Annotated in this window: 19 protein-coding genes; 6 read left to right on the top strand and 13 right to left on the bottom strand. The window is 75.4% G+C overall.

The window, feature by feature from the left end; translation table 11 throughout:
* The first annotated feature begins 27 nt into the window (after positions 1–27).
* The 3 genes from FBY24_RS19020 to FBY24_RS12910 are packed head-to-tail and all read left to right on the top strand — an operon-like array spanning position 28 to position 1737.
* Positions 28–465, top strand: coding sequence for a hypothetical protein (locus FBY24_RS19020; protein WP_160158504.1), 438 nt, complete (start codon positions 28–30; stop codon positions 463–465).
* A complete protein-coding gene (locus FBY24_RS19025) occupies positions 465–866 on the top strand; it encodes an ImmA/IrrE family metallo-endopeptidase (protein ID WP_160158505.1) in 402 nt (133 codons plus the stop codon). Before FBY24_RS19020 ends, FBY24_RS19025 begins: the two co-directional genes overlap by 1 nt.
* Before the next feature lie 58 nt (positions 867–924).
* Positions 925–1737 carry an exodeoxyribonuclease III gene (locus FBY24_RS12910; protein ID WP_142161137.1) on the top strand — a complete coding sequence of 271 codons (813 nt, stop codon included), beginning with the start codon at positions 925–927 and terminating at the stop codon, positions 1735–1737.
* 57 nt (positions 1738–1794) lie between these two features.
* On the opposite strand, the gene FBY24_RS12915 is transcribed toward FBY24_RS12910, so the two are convergent.
* The 12 genes from FBY24_RS12915 to FBY24_RS12970 form a co-directional block, all read right to left on the bottom strand.
* Positions 1795–3003, bottom strand: coding sequence for an ABC transporter permease (locus FBY24_RS12915; protein ID WP_142161139.1), 1209 nt, complete (start codon positions 3001–3003; stop codon positions 1795–1797).
* A complete protein-coding gene (locus tag FBY24_RS12920; RefSeq protein WP_142161141.1) occupies positions 3000–3851 on the bottom strand; it encodes an ABC transporter ATP-binding protein in 852 nt (283 codons plus the stop codon). Before FBY24_RS12920 ends, FBY24_RS12915 begins: the two co-directional genes overlap by 4 nt.
* Positions 3848–4870: a secretion protein HlyD gene (locus FBY24_RS12925; protein WP_142161143.1), complete on the bottom strand. Its 1023-nt coding sequence runs from the start codon at positions 4868–4870 to the stop codon at positions 3848–3850. The genes FBY24_RS12920 and FBY24_RS12925 overlap by 4 nt, the downstream gene beginning before the upstream one ends.
* Positions 4871–5201: 331 nt before the next feature.
* Positions 5202–6446: a galactokinase gene (galK, locus tag FBY24_RS12930; RefSeq protein WP_142163519.1), complete on the bottom strand. Its 1245-nt coding sequence runs from the start codon at positions 6444–6446 to the stop codon at positions 5202–5204.
* 50 nt (positions 6447–6496) lie between these two features.
* Positions 6497–7687, bottom strand: coding sequence for a galactose-1-phosphate uridylyltransferase (gene galT, locus FBY24_RS12935; RefSeq protein ID WP_142161146.1), 1191 nt, complete (start codon positions 7685–7687; stop codon positions 6497–6499).
* Positions 7684–8517: a DeoR/GlpR family DNA-binding transcription regulator gene (locus FBY24_RS12940; RefSeq protein ID WP_142161148.1), complete on the bottom strand. Its 834-nt coding sequence runs from the start codon at positions 8515–8517 to the stop codon at positions 7684–7686. Before FBY24_RS12940 ends, galT begins: the two co-directional genes overlap by 4 nt.
* A 106-nt stretch (positions 8518–8623) precedes the next feature.
* On the bottom strand, positions 8624–9802 hold the full coding sequence (locus FBY24_RS12945; protein WP_142161150.1) for an Mrp/NBP35 family ATP-binding protein: 1179 nt from the start codon (positions 9800–9802) through the stop codon (positions 8624–8626).
* Between the two features lie 99 nt (positions 9803–9901).
* Positions 9902–10450 (bottom strand): DUF1003 domain-containing protein, encoded by a 549-nt coding sequence (locus tag FBY24_RS12950; protein WP_142161152.1) that lies wholly within the window; start codon positions 10448–10450, stop codon positions 9902–9904.
* Positions 10443–11747, bottom strand: a complete 1305-nt coding sequence (locus tag FBY24_RS12955) for a magnesium transporter MgtE N-terminal domain-containing protein (protein ID WP_142161155.1) — start codon at positions 11745–11747, stop codon at positions 10443–10445. The genes FBY24_RS12950 and FBY24_RS12955 overlap by 8 nt, the downstream gene beginning before the upstream one ends.
* A gap of 123 nt (positions 11748–11870) precedes the next feature.
* Positions 11871–12671 carry an energy-coupling factor transporter transmembrane component T gene (locus tag FBY24_RS12960; protein ID WP_255432380.1) on the bottom strand — a complete coding sequence of 267 codons (801 nt, stop codon included), beginning with the start codon at positions 12669–12671 and terminating at the stop codon, positions 11871–11873.
* Positions 12668–14440, bottom strand: a complete 1773-nt coding sequence (locus tag FBY24_RS12965) for an ABC transporter ATP-binding protein (protein ID WP_142161157.1) — start codon at positions 14438–14440, stop codon at positions 12668–12670. The genes FBY24_RS12960 and FBY24_RS12965 overlap by 4 nt, the downstream gene beginning before the upstream one ends.
* A complete protein-coding gene (locus FBY24_RS12970) occupies positions 14437–15114 on the bottom strand; it encodes an ECF transporter S component (RefSeq protein WP_160158506.1) in 678 nt (225 codons plus the stop codon). Before FBY24_RS12970 ends, FBY24_RS12965 begins: the two co-directional genes overlap by 4 nt.
* A 186-nt stretch (positions 15115–15300) precedes the next feature.
* On the opposite strand from FBY24_RS12970, the gene FBY24_RS12975 reads away from it, so the two are divergent.
* Positions 15301–15930: a general stress protein gene (locus FBY24_RS12975; RefSeq protein ID WP_142161161.1), complete on the top strand. Its 630-nt coding sequence runs from the start codon at positions 15301–15303 to the stop codon at positions 15928–15930.
* A gap of 25 nt (positions 15931–15955) precedes the next feature.
* On the opposite strand, the gene FBY24_RS12980 is transcribed toward FBY24_RS12975, so the two are convergent.
* The gene (locus tag FBY24_RS12980) at positions 15956–17497 is read right to left on the bottom strand and encodes an aminopeptidase P family protein (protein WP_142163523.1); all 1542 of its coding nucleotides are present in this window, start codon (positions 17495–17497) and stop codon (positions 15956–15958) included.
* Between the two features lie 68 nt (positions 17498–17565).
* Here FBY24_RS12980 and FBY24_RS12985 point away from each other — a divergent pair, with 68 nt between their 5' ends.
* Together FBY24_RS12985 and FBY24_RS12990 are read left to right on the top strand one after the other, a co-directional pair.
* Complete coding sequence (locus FBY24_RS12985; RefSeq protein ID WP_142161163.1) at positions 17566–18408, top strand: PHP domain-containing protein; 843 nt, start codon at positions 17566–17568, stop codon at positions 18406–18408.
* Positions 18405–19022 carry a MarC family protein gene (locus FBY24_RS12990; protein ID WP_140460783.1) on the top strand — a complete coding sequence of 206 codons (618 nt, stop codon included), beginning with the start codon at positions 18405–18407 and terminating at the stop codon, positions 19020–19022. The genes FBY24_RS12985 and FBY24_RS12990 overlap by 4 nt, the downstream gene beginning before the upstream one ends.
* Positions 19023–19032 lie beyond the last annotated feature (10 nt).

Here is a 19032-nt window from a genome sequence, read left to right on the forward strand (position 1 = left end):
CGCTGCGGATGAGGCATAGTGCCTCGGGTGAGCACCTGGAGCGCGTGGTTGGCCGCGACCGTCCCGTCGGCGGCGAGCGTTCGCGCCGTGGCCGCCGCGACCGGCACGGACAACAAGTCGGCCGGTCGCTGGCTCGAGCACCCCCGGGCGGAGTTCGTCGTCTCCCTCGCCCGTGCCTACGGCGCCGATCCCGTGGCCGGCCTCGTCGCCGCTGGCTTCCTCGACGTCCGCGAGGTCGAGCGCCACGCCCGCCTCGCGGCGCTGCGCGAGACGACCGACCTCGAGCTCGCCGAAGAGCTCGTCCGGCGCGCGTCGGCTGCCGCTCAGGTCCCCCCGGACCAGCTCGCCGCCCGACGGGCCGCGCGCACGACGACGGACGACCTCCAGGACCTGGACGGCATGCCGGACGCCGCGGACGACGCCCCCGACTGGGAGACCGAGGACGAGGAGCGCGAACGCGACTGATGGACGACCTGCTCCGCATGGCCGACGACGCGGGGATCCGCGTCATGTGGCGCGACCTCGGGCGCCGACGCGGCGAGTACCGGCACGACGCCCGCCTCATCACCCTGAACCCCCGCATGTCCGAGGTGCTGCAGCGGTCCACGCTCGCCCACGAGCTCGGGCACGCCCACCACGGCGACACCTGGACCGACGACCCGCGGCTCCTGGAGGAGCGTGAGCGCCGCGCGAACGTCTACGCGGCGCGGCTCCTCGTGGACCCCGTCGAGTACGCGCTCGCCGAGCGGCTCGTGGGTGAGCACGCCGGTGCGATCGCGCGCGAGCTCGGGGTGTCCCGCTACGTCGTCGACGCCTGGCGGGCCCAGCGTTCGGGCCACCTGCCCGCGCAGAGACGCACCGCCTGAGTGCCGCCCGCGGGCGGGCGCAGGTGGTCGTGTGGGTGACCTCGGGCAGGATGGTCCGGTGCTGACCGTCGCCACCGTCAACGTCAACGGGATCCGGGCCGCCTACCGTCGAGGCATGGGGGAGTGGCTCGACCTGCGCAAGCCCGACGTCCTCCTGCTGCAGGAGGTCCGCGGCTCCGACGAGATCCTCGCCGACCACCTCGACACCACCACCTGGCACCTCGCCCACGAGGCAGCGCAGGCCAAGGGACGGGCCGGGGTCGCGATCGCGACCCGCCTGCCGATGTCCGCCGTGCGCATCGGCCTGGGCACCGGCACGGCCACCGACAGCGGACGCTGGGTCGAGGCCGACGTCGAGCTGGCGGCCGAGGGGGACCGCCCCGCGCGGACCGTCACCGTGGTCTCCGCGTACCTGCACTCCGGCACGGCAGGGACGCCGTCGATGGACGAGAAGTACGCGTTCCTCGACCACGTCACCGCGCGCCTGGAGGCGCTCGCCGGCGACGGGCGGCTCGTCGTGGTCGGCGGCGACCTGAACATCGCGCACCGCGAGGTCGACATCAAGAACTGGAAGGGCAACCTGAAGAAGGCGGGCTTCCTGCCGCAGGAGCGGGCCTATCTGGACCGGTGGTTCGACGAGCTCGGGTGGCACGACCTCGGACGCGAGCTCGGCGGCCCCGGGCCCGGGCCCTACACGTGGTGGTCGTGGCGCGGGCAGGCGTTCGACAACGACTCCGGCTGGCGGATCGACTACCAGGTCGCCACGCCCGCGCTCGCCGACCTGGCGCGGTCGGCGTCCGTGGACCGGGCGGCGACGTACGACGCGCGGTTCAGCGACCACGCCCCCGTGGTGGTCGAGTACGACCTGTGACGTGCGGCGCCGCCCGCCGGGACGACCTCGGCGGGCGGCGCGCCGACATGCCCGCGTTCAGTAGCGGATCGCGTCGATCACCTTCACGCGCACCGCGACGACCGCGGGCAGCAGCCCGGCGATCGCGCCGACCCCTGTCGCGCACGCCATGCCGACGAGCGCGGCGGTCAGCGGGAACGGCGGCATGTCCTGGATGCCCCCGCCGAACACCGCGTCGACCGGGATGTTCTTCACGACCGCCACGGCGATGACCACGCCGACGAGACCCGCGACGGTCGTCGCGACCACCGACTCCATGAGCACCCCGAAGAACACCCGCGACGACGTGGCTCCGAACGAGCGGCGGATCCCGATCTCACGGATCCGGTGCTTGACCGTCACCAGCGAGATGTTCACCAGCCCGAGCCCGCCGAGCAGCAGCGCGAACCCGCTCACGCCCAGGACGACCCACCGGGTCGCGTCGTCCAGGAACCCGGAGGACATGTCCCGGTTGTCGTAGGCCTGGACGTCCCAGCCGGGCATCGCCGTCGCCATGTCGCTCTGCAGCCGGGGGACGAGCGTGTCGACGATCTCCTCGGGCACCCACAGGCGCACCGACGGGGCACTCGCACCCCACGACCCGTCGCCCTCCGTGCCGTACCAGCGCGCCAGCTGGTCGTAGAGGACGAAGGCCTCCGGGTCGGCGCCCTCCCACTGGTCGGGCACGACGCCGACGACGGCCGCGCGCACCGGCGCCTCCCGGCCGAGCAGCACGGTCGGCCGCTCCGTCAGGCCGCTCACGCCGAGCCGGTCGAGGAACGCCTCGTTGACCACGAGCCGCGGTGCGAAGGCCTCGGCGTCGGCTTCGGTGAACCACCGGCCCTCGGGCACGTCGAGCCGCTGCATCGTGGCGAGGGGCACGTCGACCGCCCGGGTGCTGACGGCCAGGGTGCCGCCGGGGAACCGGTACGGGACGCTGGTGTACAGGTCGCGGCTCGCCCACGTGATGTCGTACCGCTCCAGGGTGCGGGTGAACTCCGCGTCGAGCGCCGAGGCGTCGCCCGCCTGCTCGGTCATCGGCCACGCGTCGACCGTGACGGTGACGGCTCGCCCGTTGTAGCGCTCGCTCTGCTCGACGAAGCCCTGCTCGAGCATCTGCACGGCCGCGGTGATGCCTGTGATGGCGGTGACGGCGGCCGCGACGCCGATGAGCGCGAGCAGCACCCGCAGCTTGTGGATCCGCAGCTCGTCCCAGGCCTCGACGACCGCGCCGACGATCCCGCTCACCGGTCGGCCTCCGCCGGCACGGACGGGCCCAGCTCGGGCACGCCCGGCACCGGCAGGGACGACGCCGACCGGTACGGCGACGGGCCCGCGGGCAGCAGCGCGTGGCGGGCGGGCAGCAGCGTCGGCACGTCGCCGACCCAGTCCGCCTGGCGCCCGTGGCCGCCGAGGTCGACGGGCACGAGGACGCCCTCGGTGAGGCGGTAGTGGCGCTGGGCACGGGCCGCCACCGCGAGGTCGTGCGTGATGGTCACCAGTGCGGCGCCCGTCTCGGACGCGACGTCGTCGAGCAGGTCCATGATCTCCTGGCCCGTCTCGACGTCGAGCGCTCCGGTCGGCTCGTCGGCGAGGATCACGCGCGGCCCGCGCACGAGGGCACGGGCCACGGCGACGCGCTGCTGCTCGCCGCCCGAGAGCTTCTCGGGCATGGTGTCGAGGCGATCCCCGAGCCCGACGCGCGTCAGCATGGCGGCGGCCAGGCGGGTGCGCTGCCAGAACTGCCGGCCGCGGGCGTACATGAGCGGTGCGGCGACGTTCTCCAGGGCCGTGCGGCCGGGCAGCAGGTTGAACTGCTGGAACACGAAGCCGAAGTCGTCGCCGCGCACGCGCGTGCGCCGCCGGTTCGACAGCTTCGCGACCGGCGCGCCGTCGAGCACGTACGTGCCGGACGTCGGGGCGTCGAGCAGCCCGAGGATGTTGAGCAGCGTCGACTTGCCGGTGCCGGAGCGCCCGACGACGGCGACGTGCTCGCCCGCGTCGACGGCCAGGGTCACGCCCCTGAGGATCTCCAGCAGGCGGTCGTCGGGCAGCCGGACGGAGCGCGTGACGTCGGTGAGCTCGAGGAGGCTCATGCGCCGCAGACCGTGGGGTCGTACTGGCTCGGGTCGGCGCAGTCGACCTCGCCGGCGCCGGGCACGGGGATGAACTCCAGGACGAGGTCGCCCACCTCCAGGCCGTCGGTGATCTCGACGACCTCGCCGTCGGTCAGGCCGAGGCCGACCTCGCGCTCCTCGGGCTCCTCGCCCTCGGCGGCGACCACCCACACGTTGCCCTTCTGCACGGTGCCCTGGACGGACGTCACCGGCACGACGACGGCGTCCTTCGCGGTGCCGTTGACGATCTCGATGTCGGCGCCGAGACCCGCGAACGCCGTGACGTCGCCGGGCACCGCGCAGGTGACCGTGCCGGACGTCGACACGGACGGGTCCGCGACCTGCTCGAGGTCGGCGTCGTCCGTCGAGGCTGCTCCGATCCGCAGCCCCTGGCAGGTGAACGGCGCCGGTCCGCCCTTGAGCGTCACGGTGCCCTCCGCGGGCGCGCCGATCAGCCGGTACTGCTGGTCGGGGGTGAGGGTGCCGCTCACGGACAGCGACCCCGGGGCGACCTGGCCGACCGTGTCGCCGACCGCGACGACCTGGTCCTTGAGGGTCGGCAGCGCGAGCGTTCCCGCGACCGGCGCCTTCACCTCGACGATCTCGACGAGCGGCTTGCGCTCGATGACCGTGACGGCCCCGGTCTCGGGGTCCGTCTTCTCGATCGGGTCGCGCGGTGTCTCCTGGCGGACCTTGAGCACCACGGTGCCCGCATCGACCTTCTGGCCGTCGGCGACGAGCACCTCGCTGACGGTGCCGGCGAGCGTGGCGCGCACCGGGACGGCGGGGTCGGCCACGACCGATGCCGTCACCGTCACGGCGTTGGTGATGGTGCCGGTCGTAGCCTCCACGACGGGCTCGACGACCTGACCGGTCGGGACGATGCCCGTCTCCTCGGTCGTGACGTCCGCGCCGGCGAAGGCGAGCTTGACGAGGGCGGCGGCGATCACGGCCCAGATGAGGAGGCGCAGGGCAGGGAAGACGTAGCGACGTACCACGGGTGGGGTGCTCCTAGTGACGAGACACGACGAAGGTGTGCCCGGACCGGCGGTCTCGGTCGGACCTGATGTTCCAGGCCGGAGGGAGGACCTCGGCGCCACCGTGCCCGTCGGACGCTACCGGCTCGACCGGGCCCGCGGGGGGACTTTCGGACGTCGGGTCGCCACGTTGCATGACACGGTCGCCCGCGGCTGTGACGCCGCGCGGCGTCGGGCCGCCCCCGAGCGGACGTCCGCGGAGCGCGTCCGCCGGTCGCGCAGACGTCGCAGGGGCGGTGCGCGCGTCTCGACGACGTGCGCACCGCCCCTGCGGGACCGGTGGTGGTGGGGGTCAGCCGGCCGGCGGTCCGGCCACGGCGACCGCGAACGCCGGGGCGTGCAGGCCCGCCGCCGCGAACGCGTCGGCCACCGCCTGCGCCACGCCCTCGACGGCCCCGACGTCGACCAGCGCGATCGCCGAGCCGCCGAAGCCGCCGCCCGTCATGCGGGCACCGTGCGCGCCGGACGCCCGGGCCGTGTCGACCGCGAGGTCGAGCTCGCGGCACGACACCTCGTAGTCGTCGCGCAGGGAGTCGTGCGACGCGTCCATGGCCGGGCCCACGCCCGTGACGTCCCCGGTGCCCAGGTGCGTGACGAACTCCCCCACGCGGGCGATCTCGTCCACGACGTGCCGCACGCGGCGCACGAGCAGGTCGCCGTCGTCGCCGGCGGCCAGGGTCTCCAGGGCGCGGCCGACCGCCTGCGGGTCGTCCGCGACCTCGCGCAGCGTGCCCACGCCGAGGCGGCGGGCCGCCTCCTCGCAGGACGCGCGCCGCTGGGCGTACTCGCCGCTGACGTGGGAGTGCTCGGCACGGGTGTCGACGACGAGCAGCGCCAGGCCGTGCGCGGCCAGGTCGAACGGCACGTGCTGCACGCTGCCGTCCAGGCAGTCCAGCAGCAGCGCGTGGCCGGCACGGGCCCGCAGCGACGCCGCCTGGTCCATGCCGCCGGTCGGCGCGCCGGCCATCTCGTTCTCGGCGCGCACGCACACGTCGGCCAGCGTCGAGCGGCCCGCGTCGTCCGTGGCGGCCCCGGCCGCGTCGACGGTCCCGGCCAGGCCGAGCCCGTGCAGGGCGTCGAGGGCCACGGCGACCGACGCCTCGAGCGCCGCCGACGACGACAGCCCGGCGCCGAACGGCACGCACGAGTCGATGGCCAGGTCGAACCCGCCGACCGCGTGCCCGGCCTCGCGCAGCGCCCACGCGACGCCCACGACGTACGCGGCCCAGCCCGTCACCGCGCCCGGTGCCGCGTCCGCCAGGCGGACCTCGCGCACGCCGCTCGGCTCCTGGGCGGAGACGAGCCGGACCACGTCGTCGTCGCGCCGGGAGACCGCCGCGTACGTGCGGTGCGGCAGGGCGATGGGCAGCGCCAGGCCGCCGTTGTAGTCGGTGTGCTCGCCGATGAGGTTCACGCGGCCCGGGGCGGACCACACCCCCGCGGCCTCGGTGCCGTACACCGAGGCGAAGAGGGCGCGGGCGCGCTCCTCGCCCTCGGTGCGGTCCCACGCGGGGGTCCAGGTGACGTCGACGCTCATGGGGGTGCTCTCCGGTGCGGTGGTGGGGTCCGTGGGGGTGCCGGCGCCGCTCACACGATCTCCTTGAGGCGGTTCGCGATCCGCTCGGGCGTGGTGTCCGAGATCCACGCCGCCATGCCCGACTCCACTCCGGCCAGGTACTTGAGCTTCCCCGGCGCGCGGAGCACCGAGAAGATCTGCAGGTGCAGGCGGGAGACCTCGCGGCCCTCGCGCACCGGCGCCTGGTGCCAGCCGGAGATGTACGGCAGCGGGATCGACGCGCCGTCGCCGTCGACGAAGAACTGGTCGAGCCGGCGCAGCAGCGTCAGGTACGTCGTGGCCAGGTCGTCGCGCTCCGCGTCGGTCAGCGCCGGCAGGTCCGGCACGTCGCGCCGCGGGGCCAGGTGCACCTCGACGGGCCAGCGCGCCGCGAACGGCACGTACGCGACCCAGTGCTCGGACTCCAGCACCACCCGCTGCCCGTGCGCGAGCTCGGCGTCCAGGACGTCGCGGCCCAGCAGGCGACCCGTGGCCTCGTGGTGCGCGGCGGCCTGCGTGAGCATCGACCGCGTGCGGGGCGTGACGTACGGGAACGCGTAGATCTGCCCGTGCGGGTGGTGCAGCGTGACGCCGATCTCCTTGCCGCGGTTCTCGAACGCGAAGACCTGCTCGATGCCGGGCATCGCGTGCAGCGCGGCCGTGCGGTCGGCCCACGCCTCGACGATCGTGCGCATGCGGCGCGGCGAGACGCTGGACAGGGACGCCGTCGGGTCGGAGGAGAAGCAGATGACCTCGCAGCGGCCCGCGGCCGGGCGGCGCACCCACAGGTCCTCGCCGTCGACCAGCTCGACGGCGTCGTCCACGCCCGGCACGGCCATGAGCGAGGGGAACCGGTTCTCGAACACGACGACGTCGTAGTCGGTGTCGGGGATCTCCCCGTCCTGGTACGTGGCGCCGGGCCGGGCCGGCGCGAGGGGGTTCGCGTCCGCCGGCGGCAGGAACGTGCGGTTCATGCGGTGCGCGGCCATCGGGATCCACTCGCCGGTGAGCGGGTCGCGGCGCAGCTCGGGGCCGGTGACGGGCAGCGTGGTCCCGTCGGGGCCGGTCACGGGCGCGAACCGGTCGGGCAGGGGGCGCGGGTCGTCGAGGCGGCGGGTCGCGGCGCCCGAGACGTACGGCTCGGAGTCGTCGAAGTAGATGAGCTCGCGGCCGTCGGCCAGGCGGGTCGACGTGCGGCGCACGAGGGGGGTGCTGTCGGTCACGGGTTCGCTCCGGTGGGGGTGGTGCGGACGCCGGCGGGCGTGGTGCCGTCGGCAGGGTCGGCGAGGACCAGTCGGTCCACGGCCGCCTCGAGGTGGGTCCGCGCGTCGCGCGAGATCCCGGTGTCGACGACGATCGTGTCGATCTCGTCGAGCCCGCAGATGCGGGCCAGCCCGACCGTGCCCCACTTGGTGTGGTCGGTCAGGACGGTGGTGGCGGCCGCGCACCGCACGAGCGCGCGGTCGGTGGCGGCCTCGGCGAGGTTCGGGGCGGTGGCGCCGTCGACGTCGAGCCCGTGCACGCCGAGGAACGCCCGGTCCACGCGCAGCGCGCCGAGGGTGGCGTCGGCGACGGGCCCGACGAGCGCGTCGGACGGGGTCCGCGTCCCGCCGGTGAGCACGACCTCGAGGTCGCGCTGGCCGTGCAGCGCGTCGGCGACGTGCAGGCCGTTGGTCACCACGGTCAGCGGCCGCAGCGCGGTGTCGGCGACGATCAGCTGGGCGAGCAGCCAGGTCGTCGTGCCGGCCGACAGCACGACGGACTGGCCGGGCTCGACGTCGGCCAGCGCGGCCCGGGCGACGGCGGTCTTCTCGGCGCTCGACCACGTGCGCTTGGCCTCGAAGCCGGGCTCCTCGGTGGCGCGCGACGGGCTCTCGGGGGCGACGGCGCCGCCGTGCACGCGGCGCACGAGGCCGGTCCGGGCGAGCTCGGCGATGTCCCGGCGGACGGTCATGTCGGAGACGTCGAGCGCCTCGACGAGGTCGGCCACGCGCACGGCGCCGTGCGCGAGGACCTCGGCCAGGATGCGCTCCTGGCGCTGCGTCGCGAGCATGCGAACAGCATCCCACATGTCCGAACACGATCCAACACGCGGGGTGGGTGACGCCGCCGTCGCCCGCGCCCCGCCCGTCAGCGCCGGGGGCGAGGGTCGTGACCGTTCAGCGCCCGGCGGGCGAGAGCCCCAACGACCGTCCGGCCAGGTTCCGCGGGCGCGCCGCCAGGCGCCGCGCCACGTCCGCCAGGGCCAGCGCCGCGGGGGAGTCCGGGTGCGAGAGCACCACCGGCACTCCCGCGTCGCCCGCCTCCCGCAGCGTCACGTCGATCGGCACCTGGCCCAGCAGCGGCACGTCCGCGCCCGTCAGTCGCGTCAGGCTCTGCGCGACCGACGCGCCCCCGCCCGCGCCGAACAGCTCCAGGCGCGAGCCGTCGGCCTGCTCCAGCCACGCCATGTTCTCGATCACCCCGACCACGCGCTGGCGGGTCTGCACGGCCACCGACCCGGCGCGCTCGGCGACCTCCGCGGCCGCCGGCTGCGGGGTCGTCACCACGACGATCTCCGACCCCGGCAGCAGCTGCGCCACCGAGATCGCGATGTCGCCGGTCCCCGGCGGGAGGTCCAGCAGCAGGACGTCCAGGTCGCCCCAGAACACGTCGGCCAGGAACTGCTGCAGCGCGCGGTGCAGCATCGGCCCCCGCCACACCACCGGCTGCCCCGCGGGCACGAACATGCCGATCGAGACGACCTTCACGTCGTGCGCCACCGGCGGCAGCAGCATGTCGTCCACCTTGGTCGGCGGCCGGTCCACGCCCAGCATCCGCGGCAGCGAGAACCCGTAGATGTCCGCGTCGACCACACCCACCCGCAGGCCCTGCGCCGCCATCGCCACCGCCAGGTTCGCCGTCACGGACGACTTGCCCACGCCGCCCTTGCCCGAGGCCACCGCGATGACCTTGGTCAACGAGCCGGCCTGCGCGAACGGGATCTGCGGCTCGGCGTCAGTGCCGCGCAGCATCGTGCGCAGCGCCGAGCGCTGCTCCGCCGTCATGACGCCCAGGTCGACCCGGACGCCCGCGACGCCCGCGACCCGCTCCACGGCCGCCGTGACGTCCCGCGTCAGGGTGTCCTTGAGCGGGCAGCCCGGGGTCGTCAGGTCCAGCCCCACGACGACGAGCACCCCGCCCGCGGCGCCGTCCGGCACGACCTCGACCGAGCGCACCATGCCCAGCTCGGTGACGGGTCGGCGGATCTCGGGGTCCTGCACGCCGTCCAGCGCGGCGCGCACGGCCTGCACCAGCGCGTCGTCGGGCGTGCGGGGGTCTGCGGGCTGCGACGGCATGCGGCCATCGTAGGTCGACCCCGCGCGCGCCCCGACGGGACCGACGCCCCACGCACCGTCCCCGGTGCCGTGCCCCGACCGCGCAGGCCGGTGCCGCTGTCAGTCGCCGGTGCGCCGCCCCGGCTCGAGCCGGTCGTTGCCGCGCGGCGTCCGGTCCTCTCCCTGGCCGTCCTGCTCCTGCTCGGCCTGCAGCTCCTCGAGCAGGTTGCGCAGCTCCGAGCGCACGAAGTCGCGCGTCGCGACCTCCTGCAGCGCGATGCGCAGCGACGCCATCTCGCGGGCCAGGAACTCGGTGTCGGCGAGGTTCCGCTCGGCGCGCTGACGGTCCTGCTCGGCCTGCACGCGGTCGCGGTCGGTCTGCCGGTTCTGCGCGAGCAGGATCAGCGGGGCGGCGTACGACGCCTGCAGCGACAGCATGAGCGTCAGCGCGGTGAACCCGTTGCCGGCCTCGTCGAACCGGAAGCGCTCAGGTCCCCAGTTCGCGTTCCACGCGATCCAGACCAGGCAGAAGGCCGTGAGCCACAGGATGAACCGCGGCGTGCCGAGGAACCGTGCGATCGACTCCGAGACCCGCCCCGAGGCGTCCTCCTCGATGCGCGGCAGGACCAGGCGGCGGCTCTCGCGCGGGGTGTCCAGACGGTCAGCCACGGCGCACCCCCCGGGCGGTCACCGCGGGCGTCGGGCGCGTGAAGGGCCCCGGCTCGTCGTCGGTCTCGCGCCAGTCGTCGGGCAGCAGGTGGTCGAGCACGTCGTCGACCGACACCGCGCCCAGCAGGCGCCGCTGGTCGTCGACCACCGGCAGCGCGAGCAGGTTGTACGTCGCGAGCTCGCGCGTCACCGTCATCAGTGGCGCGTCGGCGGTGACCGGCTCGATGTCGGTGTCGACGATCTGCCCGATCGAGCCGTGCGGCGGCTCGCGCAGCAGGCGCTGCAGGTGCACGACGCCGATGAACCGGCCCGTCGGCGTCTCCAGGGGCGGTCGCGCCACGAACACCAGCGACGCCAGCGCGGGCGTCAGGTCCTGCCGGCGCACGTGCGCCAGCGCCGCCGCGATCGTCGTCTCCGGGCCCAGGATCACCGGCTCGGTGGTCATCAGACCGCCGGCCGTGTTGTCCTCGTACGCCAGCAGCCGGCGCACGTCCTTGGCCTCCTCGGGCTCCATGAGCTCCAGCAGCTCGGCCGCCTGCTCGCTCGGGAGCTCGCCCAGCAGGTCCGCCGCGTCGTCGGGCTGCATGGCCTCCAGGACGTCGGCGGCGCGCGTGAGCTCCATGGCGCGCAGGATCGCGACCTGGTCGTCCTCGGGCAGCTCCTCGAGCACGTCCGCGAGCCGCTCGTCGTCCAGCGCCGTGGCCACCTCGAGCCGGCGCGTCACGCCCATCTCGTGCAGCACGTCCGCCAGGTCGGCCGGCTTGAGGTCCTCGTACTGCGCGAGCAGCAGCTCTGCACCCTGCGCGGCGGACGCCCGGGCGAGCGTGCGCACCTGGTCGATCGGCACGAGCATCGTCTCCCCGCGCCGGCGCAGCAGCCCGCCGCGGTGCTCGGTGCGACGCACGAACACCTTGGTGACGTACCAGTCGCCGCTGCGCTGCAGCTCGATCGCGACGTCCTCGACCGTGGCCGTGCCCGAGCCGTCGACCAGGTCGACCGTGCGGTCCAGCAGCTCGCCGACCACGAGCGTCTCCGACGCGCGCTGCTCGAACCGGCGCATGTTCACGAGCCCGGTCGAGATGACCTGGCCCGCGTCCACCGCGGTCACGCGCGTCAGCGGCACGAACACCCGTCGACGCCCGGGCACCTCGACGACCAGGCCCACGGCCCGGGGGGCGCCCTTGAGGCGCACGAGCACGACGACGTCGCGCACCCGCCCGACCTCGTCCCCCAGGGGGTCGAAGACCTTCGTGCCGGCGAGGCGCGCGACGAACACCCTGGTCCCGACGCTGCTCACGGCGGTCAGCCTAGCCGCGGCCCCCGGGGACGGCGCGCGGCCGTGGTGGGCTGCGCCGGGACGGCCGTGCCGTCGGTGCGGGGCCGGCGGTGGGGGGTCGGCGGCACGGCGGGCGTCGCGCGGTCACGGCACCAGCAGGACGGCCGCGGTCAGCGTCCACCCGGCGACCACGAGCGCGGTGTCGCGCGTGCGCCACGGCACGCGGTGCCGCTCGGTGCGCGTCGGGTGCGCGCCGAAGCCGCGCGCGTCCATGGCGTACGCCGTGCGCTCGGCGTGCCGCAGCCCGCCGGCCAGCAGCGGCACCGACCACCCGACCCACCGGCGCACGGTCGCGACCGGCCCGGGGCCCTCGTCGCCGCCGCGCACCCGGTGCGCCGCCCGGATCACCGCGACCTCGTGCCCCAGCCGCGGCACGAACCGGAACGCCGCGAGGATCGTCCACGTCACCCGGTACGGCACCCGCAGCTGCTGCTGCAGCGCCCGGGCCAGGTCCGGCCCGGACGACGTCAGCCCGCCGACCAGCGCGAGCACCGCGACCGCCGCCAGGCGCGCGGCCGTCGCCAGCCCTGCGGCCAGCCCCGCCGACGTGTACTCCACCGGTCCGACCTGCAGCAGCACGCGCCCCGCGTCGTCGTCCGGCACGGCCACCCACAGGCCCAGGGCCGCCCCCAGCGCCACCGTGCCCAGCGGGGCGGCGACGAGCAGCGCGAGCAGGCCCCGCCGGCCCAGCCCTGCCCCGGTCACCAGCGCCAGCACCGCGACGGCCGTCAGCACCACGGCCGCCCGCGTGTCGTGCACGACGACGAGGGCCAGCATGGCGGGCAGCGGCGCGGCGAGCGTGGCCAGCGGGTTGTGGCGGCGCAGCCACCCGGGCCTGACGTCGGCCGCCCAGACGGCGGCCACGTCCGGGGTCGCCGCGCTCACCGCGCCACCGGTGCGGGCGTCAGTGATCCCGCCCACGACGTCGACGCCGCGGGGCGGTCGGGTCCGCCGTCGGGGACGTCCCTCAGGCGGGTGACCGCGTGCCACGCCGGGTGCCGGGCGACGGCGCGCGTGGCCCGGGCGAGCGGCGGTGCGAGCAGGCCCGCCTCGTCCAGCGCGGAGCCCGCGAGCACGTCGGCGGCGGTCCCGGCCGCGCTCACCCGGCCCTCGTGCAGCACCGCGACGTGCGTGGCGTGGTCGGCCACGAGCTGCAGGTCGTGCGTCACGACCACCACGGTCGTGCCGTGCGCGACCAGGTCGTCCAGCAGGTCGAGCAGCTCGGCCGCTCGAGCACGGTCCTGCCCGAACGTCGGCTCGTCGAGCACCAGCACCCGGGCGCCCGTGACCAGCGCCGTGCCGACCGACAGCCGGCGCTTCTGGCCGCCCGACAGCAGGAACGGGTGCACGTCGCGCGCGGCGGCCAGGCCGAGGCGGTCCAGCAGCTCGCCGACCCGGTGCTCGACCTCCGGCGCGGCGACGCCCTGCAGGCGCAGCCCGTGCGCGAGCTCGTCGTGCACGGTCGCGCGCACCAGCTGGTGCTCGGGGTTCTGGAACACGAACCCCACGTGCCGGACCCACGTGCGCGACCGCGTCGTCGCCGGGTCCAGGCCGGCGGTGCGGACGGTCCCGCGCGGCGGGCGCACCACGCCGCCGACCGCCTGCGCCAGGGTCGTCTTGCCCGCACCGTTGACGCCCACGAGCGCGGCCAGCGCCCCTGTCGGCACGTCGAGGTCGACGTCGTGCAGGACGGCGCGCCCGCCGCGGCGCACCGTCAGCCCGCGCACCTGCACCGCCAGGTCGGGGTCCGCCTCGCCGCCCGCCGTCGGGACGGGTCCCGCCGCGGACGTCGGGACCGGGTCGGGCAGCGTCGGGCACGCGTCGAGGGCCCTCGTCAGCGCCGCCGGGGTCAGCGGCAGCGGCACCAGGTCGACGCCCGCGCCGCGCAGGCGCAGGGCCGCGAGGGTCGCGACCGGCAGCCACACCCCGAGCGCGACGAGCTCGGACGCCCGGTCGGCCAGGACCGCGCGGGTCGGGCCGTCCATCACCAGCCGGCCCGACGCGTCCAGCACGAGCACCCGGTCGACCAGGTCGACGGCGGCGTCGAGGTCGTGCTCGACCAGCACGACGGTGCGGGTCCCGTCCGCGACGACCGCGCGCAGGGCGGCGTACAGCTCCTCGACGCCCACGGGGTCGAGGTTCGCGGTCGGCTCGTCGAGGACCAGGACCGGCGACCCCAGGGCCAGCGCGCACGCCACGGCCAGGCGCTGGCGTCCGCCGCCGGACAGCACGTCGGGCGCGTCGGCGCGCCGCTCCCACAGCCCGACCGTCCGCAGCGCGTGCTCCGCGCGCGCCAGCACCTGCTCGGCGGGCACCAGCAGGTTCTCCGGGCCGAAGCACACCTCGTCGAGGACCGTGCCCGTGACGACCTGGGCGTCGGGGTCCTGGAAGACCATCGCGACGTGCGCGGCCAGGCGCGGGACGGTCGTGCTCGTGGTCGGCACGCCGTCGACCACGACACCGCCGGTCATCTCGGCGGGCACCGCGTGCGGCACCAGGCCGTCCAGCGCGAGGGCCAGCGTGGACTTGCCGCAGCCGCTGGGGCCGAGCACCAGCACGACCTCGCCGGGGTGCAGCGTGGCGGTGACGCCGTCGGGCGTCCAGGCGTCGCGGTCCTCGTGCCGGATCCGGACGTCGCGCAGCTCGACCGTCACGCCGTCGGGGCGGCGGCGCCCACGACGGGCGTCGCGGCGCCGACCGGGCCCGTGCCGGCCGTGCGGGCGGGGTCCGCGTCGGCGGGGTCCGGGCTCGCGGCGCCCGGGACCGCGGCGCGGCGGCGACGGTCCTCGGGCAGGCGCAGCCCGCGCAGGGCCCCGGTCGCCGCCAGCCGCCCGGCGACGAGGCGCCCGAGCCAGGTGGACCCGACCAGGCCGACGAGCAGCAGGGACGGCAGCAGGGCCTGCGCCCACGCCGCGTACGTGCCCATGTCGTAGTAGGTCCACCACATCCACGTGTAGAGGCCCGCGGCACCGACGGCGAGGGCGTACGCGACGGGCGCCCTCCAGTACCGGTAGAGCGCCACGGCGTACGGCAGCTCCATGATCACGGCGATCCACAGCCAGCCGTAGACCGAGGCGAAGCCCGTCGGGGTGAACGGTGCGGAGACGACGCCGGCGAGCATCGTGGTGAGGAACCCGACGCCGGGGCGGCGGAACGCGGCCTGCGCGACGACCCCGGGCAGCACGTACAGCCCCGCGGCCAGGCCCATGAGGAACGGCGCGGCCACCGACAGCGCCGTGAAGAGGTGGTAGTTCGGGATGCCGAGGATCCCGCCCGCCACGCCGATCGCGGCGCACGAGAGCAGCAGGCGCGTGCTGAAGCCGGACATCGTCATCTCCTGGTGCGGGGTGCGGGTACGAGCGCCGCGGGGGACGGGCGACGCGTCGGCCCCTGCGCTCCGGCGACGCCCATCATGAGGGTTGCCTAACCTCACGTCAACGCCGCACGGCGGGCTCCCAGCCCGTTCCCGGCGGGCACCCTGGCAGCTCACGGGCGGGTGAGGGAGGATCGGCGCATGTCGTTCAGCCGGTCCAGCCGCATCCCGACGCTCCCGACGCTGCCCGAGGGGGAGTCCGTCGCGACCTACCCCACCTACCTCCAGGCCCAGAAGGCCGTGGAGCTCCTCGCGGAGAAGTCGTTCCCGGTGCGCGCCGTGACCATCGTCGGCACGGACCTGCAGATGGTCGAGCGGGTGCTGCGGCGGCTGTCGTACCCGAGCGCCGCGCTCGGCGGGTTCGCGTCGGGGGCGTGGTTCGGCCTGTTCGTCGGCCTGCTGCTCACGCTGTTCTCGTCGCCCGGGACCGCGAACGTGATCCTGCCCGCCATGCTGTTCGGCGGCGCCTTCGGCCTGCTGTTCAGCGTCATCACCTACTCGCTGACCCGCGGGCGGCGCGACTTCGCGTCCTCGTCGCAGATCGTCGCGACGTCGTACTCGGTGCTGTGCCTGGCCGAGCACGCGCACCGCGCGCGTGCCCTGCTGGTCGAGTCCGGCCTCGGCGGCGTGGTCGACGGCTGGGGCACCCGCGGCGCGACCCCGCCGGCCCCGCCCGTGACCGCGGCGCGTCCCGACCAGCCGTCCACGCCGCCCGCACCGCCGCAGGCCGGCGGCACGGTCGGCGACGACGTGCCGCGGCCGCCGGCCTGAGACGACCGGCGGCCCGCGGAGGGCGTCAGGCCCGCAGCGACGCCATCCACGCCTCGACGGCGTCGGGGTCGCGGGGGAGCGCGGCCGAGAGGTTCTCGTTGCCGTCGGCCGTGACCAGCACGTCGTCCTCGATGCGCACGCCGATGCCCCGGTACTCCTCGGGCACCAGCAGGTCGTCGGCCTTGAAGTACAGGCCCGGCTCGATGGTGAACACCATGCCCGGCTCGAGGACGCCGTCGAGGTACATCTGCGCCCGGGCCTGCGCGCAGTCGTGCACGTCGATGCCCAGGTGGTGGCTCGTGCCGTGCACCATCCAGCGCCGGTGGTGCTGGTTCTGCGGCAGCAGTGCCTCCGCCGCGCTGACGGGCAGCAGGCCCCACTCCTCCAGGCGGGCCGCGATCACCTGCATCGCGGCCTCGTGCACGTCCCGGAACCGGGCGCCGGGCACGGCGGCCGCGAACCCGGCGTCGGCCGCGTCGAGCACGGCCTGGTAGACGCGGCGCTGCACGTCGGTGAACGTCCCGTCGACCGGGAGCGTCCGCGTCACGTCGGCCGTGTACAGGGAGTCCACCTCGACGCCCGCGTCCAGCAGCAGCAGCTGGCCCGGGCGGACCGCGCCGTCGTTGTCGGTCCAGTGCAGCGTCGTCGCGTGCTCGCCGGCCGCGGCGATTGTCTCGTACCCGACGTAGTTGCCCTCCTGGCGGGCGTGCCCGAGGAACGTGCCCTCGACGACCCGCTCCCCGCGCCGGTGCGCCAGCGCGTCGGGCAGGGCGCGCACGACCTTGGCGAACCCGTCGATCGTCGTCGTCACGGCCTCGCGCATCTGCTCGACCTCGTACGCGTCCTTGACGAGGCGCAGCTCCGAGAGCGCCTCGGCGAGGCGGTCGTCGCGCTCGCCGGCCTCCTCCGTGGCGCGGATCTCCTCGACGACGGCCTCGACGGTCGGGTCGGACTCCCGCACGACGAGGAGCTCGACGCCCCCGGTGCCGACGTCCTTGGCGAGCGCGTCGCGCAGGTCGTCCAGGTGGGCGGTGCGGATGCCCGTGCTGGTCGCGACGTCCTCCAGCGTGGGCCGGGCACCGACCCAGAACTCGCCGTACCGCGCGTCGGAGAAGAACTCCGGGGTGTCCCGCCCCGCCATCGGGCTCATGTACAGCACGGCCGTGTGCGCGCTGCCGTCGTCGCCGGTGCCGTCCTCGACCGGGTGGAGCACGAGCACCGCGTCGGGCTCCTGCTCCATGCCCAGCCCGGTGAGGTGCACGAACGCCGCGTGCGGGCGGAACCGGTAGTCGGTGTCGTTCGAGCGGACCTTGAACGTGCCGGCGGGCACCACCAGCCGCGCGCCGGGGAAGTGCGCCGACAGGGCGCTGCGCCGGGCGGCGGTGAAGTCCGCGACCGCGGCCCGCTCGACCGGTGCGCTCGTGCGCGGCCCCCAGCCGGAGGTCACGTACTCCACGAAGTTCTGCGTGCGCCCCAGCTGCGAGCGGTTCGCGCCCCGGTCGGCCAGCGGCTGGCCGTCCGTGCCGAGGGGCGTCTCGTCGGCCGCGGCCGGGTCCTGCGGGGTCACGTCGTCCTGGGTCACCGCCCCAGTCTCGCACCGTCGGGGCGGCCCGCGGGGGCCGCTAGCGTGTGCCGGTGCGCATCGACCTCCACACCCACTCGCGCGCGTCCGACGGCACGGACGCGCCCGCGCGCGTCGTCGTCGACGCCCGCGCCGCCGGCCTCGACGTGGTGGCCCTCACCGACCACGACACCACCGCCGGCTGGGACGAGGCGGCCCGCGCCGCCACCGAGGTCGGCGTCGCGCTCGTGCGCGGGACTGAGGTCTCCGCCAAGGCGCACGGCATCAGCGTGCACGTGCTCAGCTACCTGCAGGACCCCACCGCCACGGTGCTCACCCGCGAGCTCGACGCCGCCCGCGAGTCCCGCGTGCACCGCGCCGAGCGGATGGTCGAGCTGCTCGCCCGCGACGTCCCGATCACCTGGCAGGACGTGCTCGACCAGTCCCGCGACGCCGTCGTCGTCGGCCGCCCGCACATCGCCGACGCGCTCGTCGCCCGTGGCGTCGTGCCCGACCGCAGCGCCGCGTTCACGCACCTGCTCGCCTCCGGCGGGCCGTACCACGTGCACCACTACGCCCCCGAGGCCGCCGCGGCGGTCGCCGCGGTCCGTGCCGCCGGCGGGGTCCCCGTCTTCGCCCACCCCGGTGCCGACGTCCGCGGCCGGGTCGTGCCCGACCCCGTCTTCGACGAGCTCGCCGAGGCCGGGCTCGTCGGCCTCGAGGTGCACCACCGCGACCACACCCCCGCCCAGGTCGAGCGCCTGCTCGCCATCGCCGCCCGCCTCGACCTGCTCGTCACCGGGTCCAGCGACTACCACGGTGACGGCAAGCCCAACCGGCTGGGGGAGAATCTCACCGACCCGCAGGTGCTGGCCGCGATCGTGGCCCAGGGGACGACGGAGGTGGTGGGCGCGTGAGCAGCGTGCTCGACGTGCAGCTGTTCATCTCGGCGTTCGTGACGCTGTTCGTCATCATGGACCCGCCGGGGACCGTGCCGATCTTCCTCGCGCTGACCAGCTCGATGACCCGCCAGCAGCGCGCCCGGGCCGCACGGCAGGCGATCCTCGTCGCGTTCGGCGTCATCGTCGGCTTCGCGCTGTTCGGCCAGTCGGTGCTCAACTACCTGCACGTGTCGCTGCCCGCGCTGCAGGGCGCCGGCGGCCTGCTCCTGCTGCTCGTCGCCATGGAGCTGCTCACCGGCAAGCTCGACAACAACGAGGCGCTCGAGGGCACGCAGGGCAACGTCGCCCTCGTGCCGCTGGGCACCCCCCTGCTCGCCGGCCCCGGCGCGATCGTCGCCACCATGGTGTTCGTCCAGCAGGCCACCGAGCCGCCGGACTGGGTGGCCATCTCCCTCGGGGTGGTGCTCGTGCACATCTGCCTGTACCTGTCGATGCGGTTCGCCAACGCGATCCACCGGGTGCTCAAGGACTCCGGCACGCTGCTCGTCAGCCGCATCGCCGGTCTGCTGCTCGCCGCCATCGCCGTGCAGCTGCTCGCCGACGCGGTCCTCGCCTTCGCCCGCGGCTGACCGCACGCAG

The sequence above is a fragment of the Cellulomonas sp. SLBN-39 genome, assembly GCF_006715865.1.
Taxonomy (GTDB): domain Bacteria; phylum Actinomycetota; class Actinomycetes; order Actinomycetales; family Cellulomonadaceae; genus Cellulomonas.

Coding starts and splice junctions, on each gene's coding strand:
- FBY24_RS12975 (WP_142161161.1), top strand. CDS start 15,301: ATGTCGTTCAGCCGGTCCAGCCGCATCCCGACGCTCCCGACGCTGCCC.
- FBY24_RS12945 (WP_142161150.1), bottom strand. CDS start 9,802: ATGCCGTCGCAGCCCGCAGACCCCCGCACGCCCGACGACGCGCTGGTG.
- galK (WP_142163519.1), bottom strand. CDS start 6,446: ATGAGCGTCGACGTCACCTGGACCCCCGCGTGGGACCGCACCGAGGGC.
- FBY24_RS12940 (WP_142161148.1), bottom strand. CDS start 8,517: ATGCTCGCGACGCAGCGCCAGGAGCGCATCCTGGCCGAGGTCCTCGCG.
- FBY24_RS12970 (WP_160158506.1), bottom strand. CDS start 15,114: ATGTCCGGCTTCAGCACGCGCCTGCTGCTCTCGTGCGCCGCGATCGGC.
- FBY24_RS12920 (WP_142161141.1), bottom strand. CDS start 3,851: ATGAGCCTCCTCGAGCTCACCGACGTCACGCGCTCCGTCCGGCTGCCC.
- FBY24_RS19025 (WP_160158505.1), top strand. CDS start 465: ATGGACGACCTGCTCCGCATGGCCGACGACGCGGGGATCCGCGTCATG.